This is a genomic window from Streptomyces sp. NPDC091377, from assembly GCF_044757045.1.
GTDB lineage: Bacteria > Actinomycetota > Actinomycetes > Streptomycetales > Streptomycetaceae > Streptomyces.
This window is the reverse complement of record NZ_JBIVUE010000006.1, coordinates 297,469-317,014: the sequence shown is the minus strand read 5'-3', so window position 1 is coordinate 317,014 and position 19,546 is coordinate 297,469. Positions and strand designations below refer to the sequence as shown.

Genomic DNA, 19,546 nt, shown 5'->3' with positions numbered 1-19,546 from the left:
GGAAGGCGGCGGGTCGGGTCCGGGGCGGGCCGGGGCTACTTGCCGTAGGCCAGCATCAGCTTCTCCTTGGCCTCGTCGTTGCCGGTGAGCCGGGTCGTGGAGAGATACAGCCGGCCGTCCACCCAGGCGAGGTCACGGGAGAAGAACCCGTCCTCGACACTCGCCGCGCCTTGCGGGTTCTGGAGCAGCGTGGTCGGCTTCGGGTCGGTGCCCGAGGTCGGGACGGAGACGACCCGGCCGCCCGCGTCGTACGACGCCTGGACGTAGGCGATCAGCTTGCCGTCCTCGACGCGCAGCGGCAGCATCGCCTCGTCCGCCGGGGACTTGACGCGCCACTTCTCCTTGCCGTCGGAGAGGTTGATCGCGACGACCTCGTTGGCCCCGGAGGTCGCCTCGGTCGGCAGGTAGAGGGTGTCCGTGTCGGCGGCGACGCCGTGGCAGCCCGTCAGATCACGCTGGAGCACTCCCCAGCCGCACTCGGGCGCGAAGTCCTCGTCGAAGGCGACCCGGGCGCTCAGCTCCCCGTTGTCGGCCATCATCGCGATGTCCCACTGCTTCTTGTCCTCGTTGGTGCTGTAGACGACCAGCGGGTTCAGGGAGTAGGCGCGGGTGACCCGCCAGCCCTTCTCGTACTTCTGCGTCCACCGGACCTTGCCGGTGCGCGGGTCCAGCTCCTGCATCTCCTCGTGCTCGTCGTCCGTGGCCGCGCCGCAGGAGGCCACCTGGATCAGCCGTCCGCCGCCGCCCGCGAAGGCGGCCGGGAAGCAGGAGTCGTCGTACTTCTTCTTGTCGAACAGCTTCTTGCCGGTGTTGATGTCGTACGCCGTGCCGGACTGCGAGCGGCCCACCATCAGGGTGTCTCCGGCGACGGACAGCTCGGCGGTGAGGGTGCTGTCGAAGAGGGCGCCCTCGCCCAGTTCGGCCTTCCAGCCGCGCTCGCCGGTGGCCAGGTCGATCTGCTGGAGCTGGTTGCACTTGGCGCGGTCGCTGGTGCCGCTCATGTACGCGACGACGATCTTGCCCGCCTCGGACTGCTCGGGGGTGGTCGCGCAGATCGGGTTCGGGAAGGAGATCGGGTCCCAGGCGGGGGTGCCGTCACCGACGCCGTAGGCGAAGACCTGCTTGTACGCCGCCTTCACCGCCGTCTTGTCGGTGATCCACATGCCCGGGGCGTCGGCGCCGTCGGCGGGGGCGTCGGGCGCCTCCTTGTACCAGAGCACCCGGGACTCGCCCGGCCGGCGGCCCTCGTTGAGGTCGTCCGGGTCGGCGCCGCCGTCACCGCTGCCGTCACCCGGGTTGACCGGGGTGCCGGACGCGGACGGCTTGGCGTCGTCGGTCTTCTCCGCGACCGGCTTCCTGTCCTTGCCCTCGTCGCCGCGGGTGACGGCGAAGACGGTGCCGCCGACGACCAGCAGCACGGCCACCGCCGCGCCGATGATCACCGCGGGCTTGCCCTTGAAAGGGCTGCGCGAACCGGAGCCGCCGGGGGGCGGGACGGGCGCGCCGGGGTAACCGGGGTAGCCGGGAGCGGCGGGGTGGCCGGGGGCGGCGGGGTGGCCGGGGGCGCCGGGCTGCCCGGGGTAGGGGGCCTGCTGCGGGTAGCCGTAGCCATAGCCGTGACCGGGCTGGGCGCCGTACGGGCCGGGCTGCTGCGGTGGGCCGTACGGGCCGGGCTGTCCCTGGGCGGGCGGCGCGGCGTACGGGCCGGTCGCGGGCGGGGTGCCGTACGGGCCGCTCGGCGGCGGTCCCGACGGTGCAGGCGACCCTCCCGGCGGGGTCTGGGGCGGCGGCGGGGCCTGCGGCGGCCCGGCGGGCGGCTGGGGCGGGCCGAAACCTCCGCTCTGCGGCGGCGGCTGCTGCTGTCCTGGCGGTCCCTGCGGCTGCGGCTGCGGCTGTTGACCCTGCGGCGGCTGGTCCTGCGGTGCTCCGAACCCGCCCTGCGGCGGTGACTGATCGGGCGGCTGAGCCATCAGCGTGATCCCCCTAGTTCACTGATTTTTAGCCACGCCCCCTGGGTGTCCGTCGGGTGTCCGCAGGACCCAGTTGCGCTCTCAGACTGTCTCAGACGGTTCTCAGACGGCTCTTTCTATCACCCGGACAGGGCAGCACAACGGCCCGGGACCGCCCCTGTTCCCAAGGGAGCACCGGGCCGTGATAGCCCCGTTACGCGCCTTCACGCCCCCTTCACGGAGCCTGCCGACGCGGCGTGATTCTTTCGCCCGACCCCTACGCGTCCTCGGCCAGCTCCAGCCACCGCATCTCCAGCTCCTCCCGCTCACCGGCCAACGCGCGCAGCTCGGCGTCGAGTTCGGCCACCTTCGCGAAGTCGGTCGCGTTCGCGGCGATCCGGTCGTGGAGCCCGGTCTCCTTCTCGGAGACCTTGTCGAGCTGCCGCTCGATCTTCTGGAGTTCCTTCTTGGCGGCGCGCTGGTCGGCGGCGCTCTTCTCGGGCTTGTCCGAGGCGGGGCGGGCGGGCGCGGCCGGGGTGGCGGCAGCGGCGGTCTCCTCCATGCGCCGGCGCCGCTCCAGGTACTCGTCGATACCGCGCGGCAGCATCCGCAGGGTGCCGTCACCGAGGAGGGCGAAGACCCGGTCGGTGGTGCGCTCGACGAAGAACCGGTCGTGCGAGATCACGATCATCGAGCCGGGCCAGCCGTCGAGGACATCCTCCAGCTGGGTCAGCGTCTCGATGTCGAGGTCGTTGGTGGGCTCGTCCAGGAAGAGCACATTGGGTTCGTCCATGAGCAGCCGCAGCAGTTGGAGGCGGCGGCGCTCACCGCCGCTGAGGTCGCCCAGGGGCGTCCACTGCTTCTCCTTGCTGAAGCCGAAGGTCTCGCAGAGCTGTCCGGCGGTCATCTCGCGGCCCTTGCCGAGGTCGACGCGCTCGCGCACCTGCTGCACGGCCTCCAGGACCCGCAGGGCGGGGTCGAGTTCGGCGACCTCCTGGGAGAGGTAGGCCAGCTTGACGGTCCTGCCGACGGCGATGCGTCCGGCGGCGGGCTGGGTCTCGCCCTCGCTGCGGGCGGCGTCGGCGAGGGCGCGCAGCAGGGAGGTCTTGCCCGCGCCGTTCACCCCGACCAGGCCGATGCGGTCGCCGGGGCCGAGCTGCCAGGTGACGTGCTTGAGCAGCACCTTGGGTCCGGCCTGGACGGTGATGTCCTCCAGGTCGAAGACGGTCTTGCCGAGCCGTGAGGAGGCGAACCGCATCAGCTCGCTGCTGTCGCGCGGCGGCGGTACGTCCTTGATCAGCTCGTTGGCGGCCTCCACGCGGAAGCGCGGCTTGGAGGTGCGGGCCGGGGCGCCCCGGCGCAGCCAGGCGAGTTCCTTGCGGACCAGGTTCTGCCGCTTGACCTCCTCGGTGGCGGCGATGCGCTCGCGCTCGGCGCGGGCGAAGACGTAGTCGGAGTAGCCGCCCTCGTACTCGTGGACCGTGCCGCGCTGGACGTCCCACATGCGGGTGCAGACCTGGTCGAGGAACCAGCGGTCGTGGGTGACGCAGACCAGCGCGGAGCGGCGCTCGCGCAGATGGGCGGCGAGCCAGGCGATGCCCTCGACGTCGAGGTGGTTGGTCGGCTCGTCCAGGACGATCAGGTCCTGTTCCTCGATGAGCAGCTTGGCCAGGGCGATGCGCCGGCGCTCGCCGCCGGAGAGCGGTCCGATGACGGTGTCCAGCCCCTTGGGGAAGCCGGGCAGGTCGAGCCCCCCGAACAGGCCCGTGAGCACGTCCCGCACCTTGGCGTCGCCCGCCCACTCGTGGTCGGCCATGTCGCCGATGACCTCGTGGCGCACGGTGGCGGACGGGTCGAGCGAGTCGTGCTGGGTGAGCACGCCGAGCCGCAGCCCGCCGGAGTGGGTGACCCGGCCGGAGTCGGCCTCCTCCAGCTTGGCCAGCAGGCGGACGAGTGTCGTCTTGCCGTCCCCGTTCCGCCCGACGACCCCGATCCGGTCCCCCTCGGACACACCGAGCGAGACCCCGTCCAGCAGGGCACGGGTGCCGTACACCTTGGTGGCGTTCTCGACATTGACCAGGTTGACGGCCATTACTCTCCTGCTGCGCGGGGACGGTCAGCCTTCAAGCGTAGGCCCTGGGGCGCGGGGCGCGGCGCGCGAGGCGGTGATCACTCTTTGTGACGGTGCGCTCTTGGTGACGGTGCGCTCTTGGTGACGGGGTGCTCTTGGTGACCCCGGGCTCACAGCACCGTCGCCCCCCGCGCCGGTGCTGTCGTCGTGCGGACGGTGCGGCAGGTTCCCGGCAGGGCCCGGGCCACCTTCGCCGCGGACCCGGGGTCGCGGACCAGGAAGGCCGTGGTGGGGCCGGAGCCGGAGACCAGGGCGGTCAGGGCGCCGGCGGCGCGGCCCGCGGCGAGGGTGTCGGCCAGTTCCGGGAAGAGGGAGAGCGCGGCGGGCTGGAGGTCGTTGGTGACGGTGGCGGCGAGCGCGTCCGGGTCGCCCTTGGCCAGGGCGTCGAGGAGGGGCCGGGAGGCCACCGGCTCGGGAAGGTCGCGGCCCTCGGCGAGGCGGTCGAACTCGCGGAAGACGGCCGGGGTGGACAGCCCCCGGTCGGCCATCGCGAAGACCCAGTGGAAGGTGCCGCCGACCTCCAGGGGGGTCAGCTTCTCGCCCCGGCCGGTGCCGAGCGCGGCCTCGCCGACGAGGCTGAACGGTACGTCGCTGCCCAGCTCGGCGCAGATGTCGAGGAGTTCCGCCCGTGAGGCGCCGGTCCCCCACAGCGCGTCGCAGGCGAGCAGCGCGCCCGCGCCGTCCGCGCTGCCGCCCGCCATGCCCCCGGCGACCGGGATGTCCTTGGCGATGTGGACATGGACGTCGGGCGTACGGCCGTAGCGCTCGGCCAGCGCGATCGCCGCCCGCGCGGCGAGGTTCGTACGGTCCAGGGGGACCTGGTCGGCGTCCGGGCCCTCGCAGGTCACCCGCAGGGCGTCGGCCGGGGTGACGGTGATCTCGTCGTGGAGGCCGACGGCGAGGAAGACATTGGCCAGGTCGTGGAAGCCGTCGGGGCGGGCGGCGCCCACGCCGAGCTGCACATTGACCTTGGCGGGGACGCGTACCGTCACACTCACTGGGCTGGACTCCTCGTGGTCTTCCTGTTCGGCCCGTGTTCGGGGACTTCGGCCCGTGTTCGGGGACTTCGGCCCGTCTTCGGGGGACCTTGGGCCCGTGTTCGGGGCCAGGGACTACCTGGGCTTCGTGTGCTCGGCGACCCGCTTGTGCTCGGCGATCCGCGCGAACTCCTCCACCGTCAGCGCCTCCCCGCGGGCCTGCGGTGAGACCCCGGCCGCGACCAGTGCCGCCTCGGCCGCCGGGGCGGACCCGGCCCAGCCGGACAGCGCGGCCCGCAGGGTCTTGCGGCGCTGGGCGAACGCCGCGTCCACGACCGCGAACACCTCGGCCTTCGTGGCCGTCGTCGCGACCGGCTCGGTGCGCCGGGTCAGGGAGACCAGTCCGCTGTCGACGTTCGGCGCGGGCCAGAAGACGGTGCGGCCGATCGAGCCGGCCCGCTTGACGTCGGCGTACCAGTTCGCCTTCACCGAGGGCACCCCGTACACCTTGGAGCCCGGGGGCGCCGCCAGCCGGTCGGCGACCTCGGCCTGCACCATGACGAGCGTGCGCTCGATGCCGGGGAAGGTGTCGAGCATGTGCAGCAGTACGGGCACGGCGACGTTGTAGGGGAGGTTCGCGACCAGTGCCGTGGGCGCGGGTCCCGGCAGTTCGGTGACCCGCATCGCGTCGGAGTGCACCAGCGTGAACCGGTCCGCCCGCTGCGGCATCCGGGCCGCCACGGTGGCGGGCAGCGCGGCGGCGAGCACGTCGTCGATCTCGACGGCCGTGACCCGCTCGGCCACTTCGAGGAGCGCGAGCGTCAGCGAGCCGAGGCCCGGCCCCACCTCCACGACCACGTCCTCGGGCCGGACCTCGGCGGTGCGGACGATACGGCGGACCGTGTTCGCGTCGATCACGAAGTTCTGGCCGCGCTGCTTGGTGGGCCGTACGCCGAGCGCCGCCGCCAGTTCACGGACGTCGGCGGGGCCCAGCAGGGCGTCGGGGGTTTCGGGGGTGGTGCTGCTCACCGCACCAGGGTACGGGCCTCAGCCGCGCAGCCGTGCCCCGCAGTGCGGCCAGGGGCTCGCCCCCCGCTGCACGTACAGCTTCTTCGCGCGGAGGGTCTGTTCGGCGGCGGGGGCCTCCTGGGGGCGGCCGGTGCCGCCGAGGCTCTGCCAGGTGCGGGTGTCGAACTGGTAGAGGCCGCCGTACGTGCCGGAGGGGTCGGTGGCGTCGGCCCGGCCGCCGGACTCGCACAGGGCGAGGCCCTGCCAGTTCAGCCGGTCGGCGCCGCGCACGGAGACCGGCATCGGCCGGGTCCCCACCCGCACCACCCGGGTCCGCGGCCGGCGCACCACCTCGGCGTCGATCCGCCGCGGTCGCTGCGCGACCCCGTTGACGCTGCGCAGGGCGTACGTGATCCGCCGCAGCCCCGGCGCCCCGGCGTCCTCGATGACCTCGGTGCCCTTGAACAGCGCCGGGTCCTCGACGCGCCGCACCGCGAAGGGGATCGCCTCCTCGTGGGTCTCCCGGGAGCCGGTGATACGCAGCACGGTGACCGTCTGCCCGTCCCTCGGGAAGCTGCCGGGCGCGACGGAGGTGGTGTCCTCGCCGCGCAGGGTGACCCCGGCGGCGGCGAGGGCCTCGCGGACGGTCGCCGCGTTGGTGCGGACGGTGCGGGCGCGGCCGTCGGCCATGACCGTGAGGGAGCGTTCGGTGCGTACCTCCAGGGGGAGCCCCGCCCGCCCGATGGGGCGGGAGCCCGCGGTGGACAGATAGGCGCCCTCCACGCGTACGCCGAGTTGCCGCAGCGCCTCGTCCACGGTCCTGGCGGTCGTCCACACCTCGCGCGGGTCGCCGTCGAGGGTGAGCCGCAGGGGGCGCCCGTACCGCACCTCGATCTCGTCGCCGCTGGTCAGCTCGGTGCCGGGCGCGGGGGACACGACGTCGTGGGCGCCCACCGCCACCCCTTCGTCGGCGAGCAGTCCGGTCACGTCGTCGGCGAAGGTGTGCAGGGTGCGCGGCCGGCCGTCGACGGTCAGTTCCACGGCCTTGTCCTGGGCGACGAACGCGGTGGTGCCGCCGGCCAGGAACGCCACGATCAGCGCCCTCGGCAGCAGCCGCCGTACGGCGCCGTCGACCCGCTCGCCGCCGTGCGCCCGACGCCCCCGTGCCCCTTCGGCGAGGCCCTGCTCCTCCTCGGGAGCCCCGGCCCCGGCCCCGGCCTCGTCCTCCGCCGTCTGCCGGGGCAGCACGACCGTGGTCCCGTCCGAGGCGGGCGACGCGTCGAAGCCGTACGCCTCGTATGCCTCGTACGCGTAGGGGTAGGGCTGGGTCGGGTACGGCTGGGTCGGGTAGGGCTGGGACTCGTACGCCGGGTGCGCGTACGGCTGGTACGGCTGGTACGGCTGGTACCCGTAGGGCTGATGTCCGTAGGGCTGGTACGGCTGGTACGGCTGGTATCCGTAGGGCTGGTACCCGTACGGGATCGTCTCGTGCTCGTCGTACGGCGTCGTCGCGTACTGAGGGCTGCTCACGCCGACACGCTCCAGGGGCCAGGGGGTCCAGAGGTGCTCCGGATCGGGCCCCAAAAACCTAGCGGAGCGTCCGTCACTCTCCAAAGCGACGCGACTACGCTCGGTGGGCGTCAGTAGTCGAAGGCGCGTGCGGTGTTGGCGGCGAGGGCGGTGGCCAGGGTGTCCTCGTCGATACCCCGTACGGCGGCCATCGCGCGCACGGTGACCGGGACGAGGTAGGGCGCGTTGGGCCGGCCGCGGAAGGGCGCCGGGGTGAGGAAAGGCGCGTCGGTCTCGACCAGGACCAGCTCCAGCGGGGTCACGGCGAGCGCGTCCCGCAGGTGCTGGGCGTTCTTGAAGGTGACGTTGCCCGCGAAGGACAGGTGGTAGCCCGCGCGGGCGCAGATCCCGGCCATCTCGGCGTCGCCGGAGTAGCAGTGGAAGACGGTCCGCTCGGGGGCGCCCTCCTCCTTCAGCACCCGCAGCACATCGGCGTGGGCGTCGCGGTCGTGGATGACGAGGGCCTTGCCGTGCCGTTTGGCGATCTCGATGTGCGCGCGGAACGAGCGCTCCTGGGCGGCCTTGCCCCCGGGTCCGGTGCGGTAGTGGTCGAGGCCGGTCTCGCCGACCGCCTTGACCTGCGGCAGCGCGGCCAGCCGGTCGATCTCGGCGAGCGCGTCGTCCAGTGCCGCGTCCCCGCCGGGGTGCCGGGCGCCCTGCCGGGACCAGCCGTCGGGGTCGCCGTGGACGATGCGCGGCGCCTCGTTCGGGTGGAGGGCGACGGCCGCGTGGACGGCGTCGTACTCCGCGGCGGTCCGGGCCGCCCAGCGGGAGCCGTTCACGTCGCAGCCGACCTGGACGACGGTGGTGACGCCGACGGACGCGGCCTTGGCGAGGGCCTCCGGCACGGTGCCGGACTGCATGTCGAGATGGGTGTGCGAGTCGGCGACCGGCACCCGCAGGGGCTCGGGCAGCGGCGGAGCGGCGTTCTTGCCGGAGGCGCCGGAGGCCCCGGAGGCGCCGGCGCCCGAGCCGGTGGAACGGGAGCCGGTGGACCCTGAGTCGTTCGAGGACATGCCTCGATCCTACGGAAACGCCTTCCGCGCCCCGCTCTGGTGTCGGGCCCTCAGCTGGCCCGGCGCTGGAAGGGGTGGAGCAGGTCGGAGAGGTGCCAGTGATGGTGCCCGCGCCGAGGTGTGACCGCGGCCTCGGCTGCCGCGTCGGCCGTACCGGGCAGCGGTGCGGCGCTGTCACCGGCACGGTCACGGGCACGGTCGCGGGTGCTGCCGCGCCGGGCGGCGTCACGGACGCCCGACACCCGGCCGGCCGCCATGATCCGCACGATGTGCGCGCCGCAGTTCGCGCAGGACGGCCGGCTCAGCGGGGACGGCACGACGCGGCCCTGTGCGACGTACAGCACGAACTCGCGGCCGTTGGCGTCCGTGTGGTGCTCTATCTCGTACGACTGCTCCCAGCCGTCCCCGCATCTCATGCAGGCGAAGGAGTAGGACTCGTGGACGACGGCGCCCGCCGCGCCGCGGAGGCCGGTGTGCCCTGCGATCTCGCTCATGCCAGCTCCTGAAGGTCCGCTGGACAGTGGGACGGTTCATCCCCCAGCCCCTCCAGAGAACGCCTCCGAGAGCCCGCGCGCACGCGTCCTGTACAGAGTTGGCCCCGACTTGGGCGGCCCTTGCCAAACCCCCCGGAACCGAGCCCTCCGCTTTACCGAACGTTGGAGACAGGACCGCGGACAGCCCCCTAAGGAGCCTCCCAAACCTCCCGCTGCTACGAAGCCTGCCCCTGCTACGGAGCCTCCCGCTTCGCGGCGACCACCGCGTCGAACACCACCCGCTTGGGCACCCCCACCTCCACCGCCACCGAGGCGATCGCCTCCTTGCGCCGCTCCCCCGCCTCCTCCCGCACCCGCACCCTGCGCACCAGCTCCGCCGCGTCGACCTCCTCGACCCGCTCGGGGGCGCCCTCGACCACCACGGTGATCTCCCCGCGCACGCCCTCCGCGGCCCAGCGCGCCAGCTCGTCCAGCGGACCCCGCCGGACTTCCTCGTACGTCTTGGTCAGCTCCCGGCACACCGCGGCCCGGCGCTCGGCGCCGAACACCTCGGCCATCGCCGTCAGGGTGGCGTCCAGCCGGTGCGGGGCCTCGAAGTAGACGAGGGTGCGCCGTTCGTCGGCGACCTCCCGCAGCCGGGACAGCCGCTCGCCGCTCTTGCGCGGCAGGAACCCCTCGAAGCAGAAGCGGTCCACCGGCAGCCCGGACAGCGCGAGCGCGGTGAGCACGGCGGACGGCCCCGGCACCGCGGTCACCCGGACGTCCCGTTCGACGGCCGCGGCGACCAGCCGGTATCCCGGGTCGGACACGGACGGCATCCCGGCGTCGGTGACCAGCAGCACCCGCGCGCCCCCGGTCAGCTCCTCGACCAGCTCCGGCGTGCGCGCCGCCTCGTTGCCCTCGAAGTACGACACCACGCGCCCCCGGGGTGTCACCCCGAGCGCCTGGGTCAGCCGGCGCAGCCGCCGGGTGTCCTCGGCGGCGATCACATCGGCGTCGGTCAGCTCGGAGACGAGCCGGGGCGGCGCGTCCGCGATGTCGCCGATCGGGGTGCCCGCCAAGACAAGGGTTCCAGTCACCCCCCCATCCTCCCAGCCCACCGGGGCCCCGGTCCCCGTCCCCCGGTCCCCCGTCCCCCGGTCCCCGCCTCGGCACGCCGCGGGCTCGCCCCGCGCCCGCCCCGGTACGCCCCGGCACGCCCCGCGGAACCGACAATCCACCCATGCGCGGGACTCCCACAGAGCTGTTCCCTACGATGGCGCGGTGACCAGTACCGCGTCCTCCACGGACACCCGGCATGACCAGGCCCCGCCCGACCAGCGGCCGGCGTGGCAGCAGCGGCTGCGCCGGTTCGGCCACACGGCCGGCCCGCGCGGCGATGTCCGGGAGCGGCTGGTGCCGCCGTACGCGGAGCCCAGCCCGCGGCTGTGGGCGGCGATGGGTGTGCCCCACGACACGGCCGCGCGGATCACGCGCCGGCTGGGCTGGATCGGCCCGCTGCTGGTCACGGCGTTCGCGGGGGTGCTGCGGTTCTGGAACCTCGGCAATCCGAAGGACGTGATATTCGACGAGACGTACTACGCGAAGGACGCGTGGGCGCTCGTCCACCGGGGCTTCGAGGTCAACTGGGACAAGAACGTCAATGAGCTGATCCTGAAGACCGGCGGGGACGTGCCGATCCCGACGGACGCGGCCTATGTGGTCCATCCGCCGGTCGGGAAGTACCTCATCGGCCTCGGTGAGCTGGTCTTCGGGTTCGATCCGTTCGGCTGGCGGTTCATGACGGCGCTGCTGGGCACGCTGTCCGTCCTGCTGATCTGCCGGATCGGCCGCCGTCTGCTGCGCTCCACGTTCCTCGGCTGTCTGGCGGGCGCGCTGCTCGCGGTGGACGGGCTGCACTTCGTGATGAGCCGTACGGCGCTGCTGGACGGTGTGCTGATGTTCTTCGTCGTCGCGGCCTTCGGGTGTCTGGTGGTCGACCGGGACAGGGCACGCGAGCGGCTGGCCGCCGCGCTGTCGGCGGACGCGGACGGCCGGGTCCGGCCGGACGCGCACGTCGCCGACACCCTCCGGCTGGGGCTGCGGCCGTGGCGGTGGACGGCGGGGCTGATGCTGGGCCTGGCGGTCGGCACCAAGTGGAACGGTCTGTACGTGGCCGCCGCGTTCGGTCTGATGACGGTCCTGTGGGACGTGGGTTCGCGCAAGGTGGCGGGCGCCCGTCACCCCTACCGGGCGGTCGTCAAGTACGACCTCGGGCTCGCCTTCGTCGCCACCCTCCCGGTGATGATCGTCACCTATGTCGCCTCCTGGATCCCGTGGATCCTCTCCCCGACGGACGGCACCGGCGGCTACTACCGCAACTGGGCCGCCACCGACGGCAAGGGCAGTTCGTGGTCCTGGCTGTTCCCGGACTGGGCGCGCAGCCTGTGGCACTACGAGTCCCAGGTCTACGAGTTCCACGTCGGCCTGGACTCCCCGCACACCTACCAGTCGAACCCGTGGAGCTGGATGGTCCTCGGGCGTCCGGTCTCGTACTTCTACGAGTCCCCCGAGCGCGGTGTGGACGGCTGCGCGGCGGACGCGGGCCAGAAGTGCGCCCGCGAGGTGCTGGCGCTCGGCACGCCGATGCTGTGGTGGGTGGGCTGCTTCGCCCTGGCGTATGTGCTGTGGCGCTGGCTCTTCCGCCGGGACTGGCGCGCGGGCGCGATCGCCTGCGCCGTCGCGGCCGGCTATGTGCCCTGGTTCATGTACCAGGAGCGGACGATCTTCCTCTTCTACGCCGTCGTCTTCATCCCCTTCGTCTGCCTCGCGGTGGCGATGCTGATCGGGGCCCTGACCGGCCCACCGGGCTCCTCGGACACCCGGCGGGTGGCGGGGGCGACGGGCACGGGGGTCCTCGTCCTGCTCGTCGTCTGGAACTTCATCTACTTCTGGCCGATCTACACCGGTCAGGCGATCCCCATCGACGACTGGAGAGCCCGGATGTGGCTGGACACCTGGGTGTGAGCCCGGCCCGTCCGGATGCGGACAGGGCTGTGACCGCCCCGTGGCCGGACGTTCGACTCCCGGCGGTATCAAGGTGCTTGGATGCTCCGGATACGGGGCCGGGCCGACGGGGGTGGCGATGAGGGTACGTCGTAGGGCTGTGACCGTGGGAGCGGTGGTCGTGGGGGTGCTGGCACTGGCGGGGTGCGCGGACCGGACCGAGGCGGTGACCTGGACCGATGAGCACGGCCGGGTGTGCACGGGGGTGGCGGTGGTCGACGCGGGCGACGGGGACCGGGAGATCGGGAGCATCGACTGCGACTATCCGCCCGCGGGGCGGACGCCGGGCCCGTCGACGTGGAAGCCGCTGCCGGACGCGGACTGACCGACCCTCACCCCGCCTGACCGACCCGCTGAGGGGCCCTCACCCCGCCGACCGGCCCCGTACGCCGCCGACCGGCCCCGTACGCCGCCGACCGGCCCCGTACGCCGCTGACCGGCCCTCACTCCGCGCCGCCCGCCGGAAAGATGCTCTATGCGCCGGTTCCGTGTCTCTGTTCTGCCACCATCCGGAAACAGCCGTCACAACTCCCTCCCCCCGCACCTAGAGTTTCGGCAGGGCCGCCTTTCTGAACGCGTTCAGCTGACGCGGGGAGGGCGGTTCTCCAGTGAACGGGGACATGGGGAACGGGGAGGTTCCGCGTCATGCGCAAGGGAGTCAAAGGGGCCGTCGTCGGGACGGTGTTCGCCGGAATGGTGGGCGCCGCCGGGTACGGGGCCTATCACCTGGTGCCCGGGCTGGGTGGCGACGATCCCGTGAAGACCGGGCCACCCAGCGCGGACGAGGTCAAGGACACGTCGACGGAGTTCTTCACCGCCTGGGAGCAGGGCGACGGCGCGAAGGCCGCCGGCCACACCGACAACGAGCCGGTGGCCGCGCCCGTCCTCACGAGCTACGGGCGGGACGCGAAGATCACCGACGTGCGGATCACGCCGGGCCCCGCGAAGGGCGCGACCGTGCCCTTCTCCGTGAAGGCGAAGGTGACGCACGGCGGGAAGAGCAAGCCGCTCGCCTACGACAGCACCCTGACCGTCGTACGCGGCAAGACCAGCGGCAAGGCGCTGGTCGACTGGAAGCCGTCGGTGGTGCACCCCGAACTGAAGCAGGAGGGGGACACCCTGGTCACCGAGGAGTCGGCGACCCCGCAGATCGAGGCGGTGGACCGGAACGGCAAGGTCCTGAGCAAGAAGAAGTACCCGTCGCTGGGCCCGATGCTGGACGAACTGCGCGTCAAGTACGGCGAGAAGGTGGGCGGCAGGCCCGGCGTCGAACTCTCCGTCCGGCACACCACGAGCGACGCCCCCGACACCCCGCTGCTGGCGCTCTCCGAGGGCGAGCCGGGCACCTTGTCGACAACGCTGTCAGCAAAGGTGCAGGCCGCCGCCGAGAAGGCGGTGAAGGAGTACGACGAGTCCAGCGTCGTCGCCGTACAGCCGAGCAGCGGCGAGGTGCTGGCCGTCGCCAACAACCGCAAGGACGGCTTCAACGCCGCGTTCCTCGGCCGGGTGGCGCCCGGTTCCACGATGAAGATCGTGACCGCGGCCATGCTCATCGACAACGGCGTGACGACGGAGACCGGTCCTGCGCCCTGTCCGGACTCGGCGATGTGGGAGGGCCAGACCTTCGGGAACCTCCCCGGGCTGAAGGCCGATGAGGGCGCGGACCTGGCCGACACGTTCTCCCGTTCCTGCAACACCGGTTTCATCAAGTACACCGACGACATCAAGGCGGACGCGCTCACGAAGGAGGCGGAGGACCGGTTCGGCCTGGGCAAGGACAACTGGAAGGTCGGCGTCCCGTCCTTCGACGGCGCGATCCCGGCGACCGAGGGCCCCGACAAGGCCGCCAATCTGATCGGGCAGGGCAAGATCCAGATGAGCCCGCTGAACATGGCGTCGGTGACGGCGACCGCGGCGACCGGCACCTTCCGCCAGCCCGTCCTGGTCTCCCCGAGCCTCGACGACCGTGAACTGGCCAAGGCGAAGGGCCTGTCGGCCGGCACCGTCAGCCAGCTCCGCTCCATGATGAACCGCACCGCCACCACCGGCTCGGCCGCCACGGCCATGTCCGGGGTGACCGGCGACATCGGGGCGAAGACCGGCTCCGCGGAGGTGGACGGCCAGAAGTCGGCCAACAGCTGGTTCACCGGCTACCGGGGCGATGTGGCGGCAGCCGCGATGTCCGAGTCCGGCGGCCGGGGTGGCGAGGCGGCGGGCCCGATCGTGGCGTCGGTACTGAAGGCGGGCTGACAGGGCACGCCCCTCCTCACCCGCACCCGAATGACCACCCAAGTCACCCGCACAGCACGGGACTCTAAGGTGGTGGACTCGTTGGCAGAGCAAGGCCGACACACAACGCGGCACCGTGCCACAGGCACACGCACAGGCAACGCCCGGAGGTCAGGAACAGCGTGGGCAACAGAAGGCGCGCCGGAGAGCGGCGCAAGACGAGGCCGGCCGTCGTCGGCGGGATGATCGCCGTGGTCGTGGGCGGCGCGGGCCTCGGTGTCTACGCCCTCTACGGCGGTGCGGCGGCCGAGGACGGCACGGGGTCGGGCGCGCGGACGAAGGCCAAGTCCGTGAAGACCGGCCCGCTGTCCGCGACCGAGGTGACCACCGCCGCGCAGTCCTTCCTGACCGCCTGGCAGCAGGGCCGGGCACCGCAGGCCGCCGCCGCCACCAACGACGCGACCGCCGCGAGGACGCTGCTCACCGCGTACACCAAGGACGCCCGTATCAAGGACGCCACGTTCACCGCGGGCGCGCGCCAGGGCGACAAGGTGCCGTTCACCGTGAAGGGCACCATCGCCCACGGCGAGCTGACCGAGCCCGTGTCGTACACCAGCTCACTGACGGTCGTCCGCCGGGCCTCCGACGGTGAGCCGCTGGTCGACTGGCACTCGGCGGTGGTGCACCCGGAGCTGAAGGACGGCGACACCCTGGTGACGGGGGCGGCGGGCACCCCGCCGGTCGAGGCGCTGGACCGGGAGGGCGAGAAGGTGACGGCGAAGGAGTATCCGTCGCTGGGGCCGGTGCTGGACGGGCTGCGGGAGAAGTACGGCAAGCAGGCCGGCGGCTCGGCGGGCGTCGAGTTGCGGGTGGTGCGGGGCAAGGAGTCCAAGAAGAAGGACGTCTCCGACAAGACGCTGGTGGAGCTGAGCGAGGGCTCTCCGGGCACGGTGCGGACGACGCTGGACCCGGCGCTCCAGGCCGCCGCGGAGGAGCAGGTGGCGAAGAAGGCGCGGTCCTCCGTCGTCGTCCTGCGGCCGTCGACCGGCGAGATCCTGGCCTTCGCCAATCAGAGCCCCGGCTTCAACACCGCGTTCCAGGGCAGTCTCGCCCCGGGTTCCACGATGAAGGTCGTCACCGCCTCGCTGCTGCTGGACAAGGGGCTGGCGGCGGTGGACCGGAAGCATCCGTGCCCGAAGTACTTCACCTACGGCAACTGGAAGTTCCAGAACCTCGACAAGTTCCAGATCAAGGACGGCACGTTCAGGACGAGTTTCGCCCGGTCCTGCAACACGGCCTTCATCAGTCAGGCGCCGAAGCTGAAGGACGACGATCTGACCAAGCAGACCCAGCAGGTGTTCGGTCTGGGGCGGAACGACTGGGCCGTGGGCGTGCCCACCTTCGACGGGGCGGTGCCGGTGCAGTCCGACGCGCAGATGGGGGCGTCGCTGATCGGTCAGGGCGGGGTGCGGATGAACCCGCTGAACATGGCGTCGGTGGCGGCGACCGTGAAGGAGGGCGTCTTCCACCAGCCCTATCTGGTGGCCCCGTCGGTCGACGACCGCAAGCTGGCCACGGCCTCGCGCACGATGTCGACCGGGACGGCCGGTGATCTGCGGGAGCTGATGCAGTACACGGCGACGGCCGGTACGGCGGCGGAGGCGATGGCCGGGGTGGGCGGCGACATCGGCGCGAAGACCGGCTCGGCGGAGGTCGACGGCCAGAAGAAGCCCAACGGCTGGTTCACGGCGTACCGGGGCGATCTCGCGGCGGCCGGTGTGGTGCTCCAGGGCGGCCACGGCGGCAAGACGGCGGGCCCGCTGGTGGCGGCGCTGCTGAAACAGGGCGGCTGATCAACCGGCCCGACCGGTCTCCCCGTCCATTGGGTGACGGGGAACCCGTCCTGACCGGTCCCGTTCCCCGTCCACCGGGTGACAGGGAACCCGTCCCGACCGGTCCCCCCGTCTATTGGGTGACGGGGGTTTCCGCCGCCAGGTACGTACGGCGCAGGAAGCGCATCAGCGTCCTGGAGTCGAACTGCACGACGGACACCCCGTGGTCGGAGTGGAACTCGACCACGGCCTGTACCCGGCCGCACGGCCACACCCTGACCTCCTCGGTGCCGACGGGCGCCCGCAGCCCCTGTTCCAGCAGGGTGCGGGAGAACGTCCACTCGTGGGAGCCGTGGGCGTGGGAGCCGGGCAGGCCGATCCGTACGGAGCGCGGGTCGAGATCGGGGTCGTAGCGCAGGACGACCGGTATGTCGTCGGTCTCGTCCGGGATCTCGGCGTCCGTGACGATGTGGGCTCGTGCGTACTGCTCGACTGCGGACATCGGACGGCCCCTTACCCAGCGTGACCTGTATGGATCCGGTACGTCCCACCCCCTACCCAATGTCGCACATTCTCCCGTTTCCGCCCCTCGGCGGCGGCGCCCTCGGCCCGTGGCGCGGAGACCTCCCCGACACTCCCGCGCTCTTGCACAGGGTTTGCAACTGGCCCCATCATCGACCGGTGCACGTACCCGACGGTTTCATCGACGCCCCCACCTCCGCGGTGGCCGGCGTCGTCGCCGCGGGCGCCGTGGCGGTGAGCCTGCGCGGTGCCCGGCGGGAGCTGGACGAGCGGACCGCACCGCTCGCCGGGCTGGTCGCGGCGTTCGTCTTCGCCGTACAGATGCTGAACTTCCCCGTCGCCGCGGGCACCAGCGGCCATCTGCTCGGCGGTGCGCTGGCGGCGATCCTCGTCGGCCCGTACACCGGGGTGCTCTGTATCTCCGTCGTGCTGCTGATGCAGGCCGTCCTGTTCGCGGACGGCGGGCTGACCGCGCTCGGCGTGAACATCGTGGACATGTCGGTGGTGGGGGTCGTGGTGGCGTACGTCGTCTTCCGCGTCCTGGCCGCGGTGCTGCCGGGGGGACGCCGTTCGGTGACCGCCGCGGCGTTCGTCTCGGCGCTGGTGTCGGTGCCGGCGGCGGCGCTGGCCTTCGTCGGCTTCTACGCGGTCGGCGGCACCACGGACGTCTCCCTCGCCAAGGTCACCACGGCGATGGGCGGCGTCCATGTCCTCATCGGCGTCGGCGAGGCCGTGATCACCGCGCTGACGGTCGGCGCGGTGGTCGCCGTACGGCCGGATCTCGTGCACGGCGCCCGTGACCTGCGGCAGCCGCTGAAGCTGCGGGTCGACGGCGAACTGGTCGACGCCCCGGCGGCGGCGCGGGTCCCGGCCCCCCGCGCCTCCCGCCGCACGTTCTGGGTCGGCGGACTGGTCACGTCGCTCGTACTGGCCGGCGGTGTCAGCTTCTACGCCTCCGCCAGTCCCGACGGGCTGGAGAAGGTCGCCGAGGACAAGGGGTTCGCGGACTCCGCCGAGGAGCACGCCAACGCCGGTTCGCCGCTCGCCGACTACGGCGTCCGGGACGTGGCCGACGCCCGGCTCTCCGGCGGGCTCGCGGGCGTGATCGGCGTGGGCGCGACCGTCGTCGCGGGCAGCGGGATCTTCTGGGCGGTGCGCAGGCGCCGTAGGGCGGAGGACGGGTCCACGACGCCGGCCGGCCCCGCCGGACAGCCCTGACGTCATGGGCGCGGGGCACGCGCACCGGCTCTACCGGTCCGGGCACTCGCCCGTGCACCGGCTGCCGCCGCACACCAAGCTGACGGCCGTGTTCGCGTTCGTGGTGGTCGTGGTGGCCACCCCGCGCGAGGCGATGTGGGCGTTCGGGGTGTACGCGCTGCTGCTGGCCGCGGTCGCCGCCCTCGCGCGGGTACCGGCCGGGTTCCTGCTCCGGCGGCTGCTGATCGAGGTGCCGTTCGTGGCGTTCGCCGTCCTGCTGCCGTTCGTGGCGGAGGGCGAGCGGGTGGCGGTGCTGGGCATGTCGCTGAGCGTGAGCGGGCTGTGGGGCGCGTTCAATGTGCTGGCCAAGGGGACGCTGGGGGTCGCCGCGTCCGTGCTGCTGGCCTCCACGACCGAGTTGCGCGCGCTGCTGCTCGGTCTCCAGCGGCTCCGGCTGCCCCCGCTGCTGGTGCAGATCGCCTCCTTCATGATCCGGTACGGCGATGTCGTCACCGACGAGATGCGGCGGATGCGGATCGCCCGGGAGTCCCGGGGGTTCGAGGCGCGGGGCGTGCGGCACTGGGGGGTGCTGGCGAAGTCGGCGGGCGCGTTGTTCATCCGTTCCTACGAGCGCGGGGAGCGGGTGCATCTGGCGATGATCAGCCGGGGGTACACCGGGTCGATGCCGGTGATCGACGAGGTGAGCGCCTCGCGGGCGCAGTGGTCGTACGCGCTCGCCCTGCCCGTCACGGCACTCGCCGTCTGTCTGCTGGGGTGGTCCCTGTGAGCGAAGTGACCGATGCGGTGCCGGCGTCCCTGGAGGTGACCGGTCTCGCCTTCGCCTATCCCGACGGGCATCAGGCGCTGTTCGGGGTGGACTTCCGGATCGGGCGTGGGGAGCGGGTCGCGCTGCTCGGTCCGAACGGCGCGGGCAAGACCACGCTGGTGCTGCATCTCAACGGCATCCTGGGCGGCGGGACGGGCTCGGTGCGGGTGGCGGGGCTGGCGGTGGGCCGGGAGCACATGGCGGAGATCAGGCGGCGGGTGGGGATCGTCTTCCAGGACCCGGACGATCAGCTGTTCATGCCGAGTGTGCGGGAGGACGTGGCGTTCGGTCCTGCGGCGGCCGGGCTGAGGGGCGCGGAGCTGGAGGCGCGGGTGGAGCGGGCGCTGGAGCGGGTGGGGATGGCGGAGTTCAGGGACCGTCCGCCGCATCATCTCTCCTTCGGGCAGCGGCGGCGGGTGGCGGTGGCGACCGTGCTGGCGATGGAGCCGGAGATCCTCGTCCTGGACGAGCCGTCCTCCAACCTCGACCCGGCCTCGCGGCGCGAACTGGCCGACATTCTGCGCTCGTTGGACGTGACGGTCCTGATGGTCACGCATGATCTGCCGTACGCGCTGGAGCTGTGCCCGCGCTCCCTGATCCTCAGCGAGGGGGTGATCGCGGCGGACGGCCGGACCGGCGCGCTGCTCGTCGACGAGGCGCTGATGCGGGCGCACCGGCTGGAGCTGCCGTACGGCTTCGACCCGAGGTCGGTGGCGGCGGGGACGTAGGGCGTCGGGCGTCGGAGGAATCC

The 19,546-nt window shown here is 72.6% G+C and carries 16 protein-coding genes; 7 read left to right on the top strand and 9 right to left on the bottom strand.

Going from position 1 to position 19,546, the window contains the following annotated elements; translation table 11 throughout:
- Positions 1-35: 35 nt before the first annotated feature.
- The 8 genes from ACIQNG_RS16190 to rsmI form a co-directional block, all read right to left on the bottom strand.
- Positions 36-1,970, bottom strand: a complete 1,935-nt coding sequence (locus ACIQNG_RS16190; RefSeq protein WP_401485503.1) for a PQQ-binding-like beta-propeller repeat protein — start codon at positions 1,968-1,970, stop codon at positions 36-38.
- A 256-nt stretch (positions 1,971-2,226) separates the two neighbouring features.
- Positions 2,227-4,041 (bottom strand): ABC-F family ATP-binding cassette domain-containing protein, encoded by a 1,815-nt coding sequence (locus tag ACIQNG_RS16185; RefSeq protein ID WP_401485501.1) that lies wholly within the window; start codon positions 4,039-4,041, stop codon positions 2,227-2,229.
- 149 nt (positions 4,042-4,190) lie between these two features.
- The gene (locus ACIQNG_RS16180; protein WP_401434205.1) at positions 4,191-5,078 is read right to left on the bottom strand and encodes a 4-(cytidine 5'-diphospho)-2-C-methyl-D-erythritol kinase; all 888 of its coding nucleotides are present in this window, start codon (positions 5,076-5,078) and stop codon (positions 4,191-4,193) included.
- A 114-nt stretch (positions 5,079-5,192) separates the two neighbouring features.
- A complete protein-coding gene (gene rsmA, locus ACIQNG_RS16175) occupies positions 5,193-6,086 on the bottom strand; it encodes a 16S rRNA (adenine(1518)-N(6)/adenine(1519)-N(6))-dimethyltransferase RsmA (protein ID WP_401485499.1) in 894 nt (297 codons plus the stop codon).
- A gap of 18 nt (positions 6,087-6,104) precedes the next feature.
- A complete protein-coding gene (locus ACIQNG_RS16170) occupies positions 6,105-7,595 on the bottom strand; it encodes a ubiquitin-like domain-containing protein (RefSeq protein ID WP_401485497.1) in 1,491 nt (496 codons plus the stop codon).
- A 110-nt stretch (positions 7,596-7,705) separates the two neighbouring features.
- The gene (locus ACIQNG_RS16165) at positions 7,706-8,650 is read right to left on the bottom strand and encodes a TatD family hydrolase (RefSeq protein WP_401485494.1); all 945 of its coding nucleotides are present in this window, start codon (positions 8,648-8,650) and stop codon (positions 7,706-7,708) included.
- A gap of 50 nt (positions 8,651-8,700) precedes the next feature.
- The gene (locus ACIQNG_RS16160; protein ID WP_401485492.1) at positions 8,701-9,144 is read right to left on the bottom strand and encodes a hypothetical protein; all 444 of its coding nucleotides are present in this window, start codon (positions 9,142-9,144) and stop codon (positions 8,701-8,703) included.
- A 233-nt stretch (positions 9,145-9,377) separates the two neighbouring features.
- Positions 9,378-10,223: a 16S rRNA (cytidine(1402)-2'-O)-methyltransferase gene (gene rsmI / locus ACIQNG_RS16155; protein ID WP_401434190.1), complete on the bottom strand. Its 846-nt coding sequence runs from the start codon at positions 10,221-10,223 to the stop codon at positions 9,378-9,380.
- A gap of 184 nt (positions 10,224-10,407) precedes the next feature.
- On the opposite strand from rsmI, the gene ACIQNG_RS16150 reads away from it, so the two are divergent.
- The 4 genes from ACIQNG_RS16150 (at position 10,408) to ACIQNG_RS16135 (ending at position 16,271) form a co-directional block, all read left to right on the top strand.
- Positions 10,408-12,150 carry a dolichyl-phosphate-mannose--protein mannosyltransferase gene (locus tag ACIQNG_RS16150; protein ID WP_401485489.1) on the top strand — a complete coding sequence of 581 codons (1,743 nt, stop codon included), beginning with the start codon at positions 10,408-10,410 and terminating at the stop codon, positions 12,148-12,150.
- Positions 12,151-12,289: 139 nt separating this feature from the next.
- The gene (locus ACIQNG_RS16145; RefSeq protein WP_401485487.1) at positions 12,290-12,514 is read left to right on the top strand and encodes a hypothetical protein; all 225 of its coding nucleotides are present in this window, start codon (positions 12,290-12,292) and stop codon (positions 12,512-12,514) included.
- 320 nt (positions 12,515-12,834) lie between these two features.
- Positions 12,835-14,439, top strand: a complete 1,605-nt coding sequence (locus tag ACIQNG_RS16140) for a penicillin-binding transpeptidase domain-containing protein (RefSeq protein ID WP_401434181.1) — start codon at positions 12,835-12,837, stop codon at positions 14,437-14,439.
- Between the two features lie 161 nt (positions 14,440-14,600).
- Positions 14,601-16,271: a penicillin-binding transpeptidase domain-containing protein gene (locus ACIQNG_RS16135; protein ID WP_401434179.1), complete on the top strand. Its 1,671-nt coding sequence runs from the start codon at positions 14,601-14,603 to the stop codon at positions 16,269-16,271.
- 112 nt (positions 16,272-16,383) lie between these two features.
- Here the strand turns inward: ACIQNG_RS16135 and ACIQNG_RS16130 are convergent, their stop codons facing one another.
- Positions 16,384-16,752 carry an SsgA family sporulation/cell division regulator gene (locus ACIQNG_RS16130; RefSeq protein ID WP_401485484.1) on the bottom strand — a complete coding sequence of 123 codons (369 nt, stop codon included), beginning with the start codon at positions 16,750-16,752 and terminating at the stop codon, positions 16,384-16,386.
- Between the two features lie 179 nt (positions 16,753-16,931).
- Here ACIQNG_RS16130 and ACIQNG_RS16125 point away from each other — a divergent pair, with 179 nt between their 5' ends.
- Genes ACIQNG_RS16125 through ACIQNG_RS16115 form a run of 3 tightly spaced genes read left to right on the top strand, consistent with a single transcriptional unit; the run spans position 16,932 to position 19,523 of the window.
- Entirely contained in the window at positions 16,932-17,990 is a 1,059-nt protein-coding gene (locus ACIQNG_RS16125; protein ID WP_401434173.1) for an energy-coupling factor ABC transporter permease, read from the top strand.
- A gap of 4 nt (positions 17,991-17,994) precedes the next feature.
- Complete coding sequence (gene cbiQ / locus ACIQNG_RS16120) at positions 17,995-18,756, top strand: cobalt ECF transporter T component CbiQ (RefSeq protein WP_401485482.1); 762 nt, start codon at positions 17,995-17,997, stop codon at positions 18,754-18,756.
- Positions 18,732-19,523, top strand: coding sequence for an energy-coupling factor ABC transporter ATP-binding protein (locus ACIQNG_RS16115; RefSeq protein WP_401485710.1), 792 nt, complete (start codon positions 18,732-18,734; stop codon positions 19,521-19,523). Before cbiQ ends, ACIQNG_RS16115 begins: the two co-directional genes overlap by 25 nt.
- Positions 19,524-19,546: the final 23 nt, after the last annotated feature.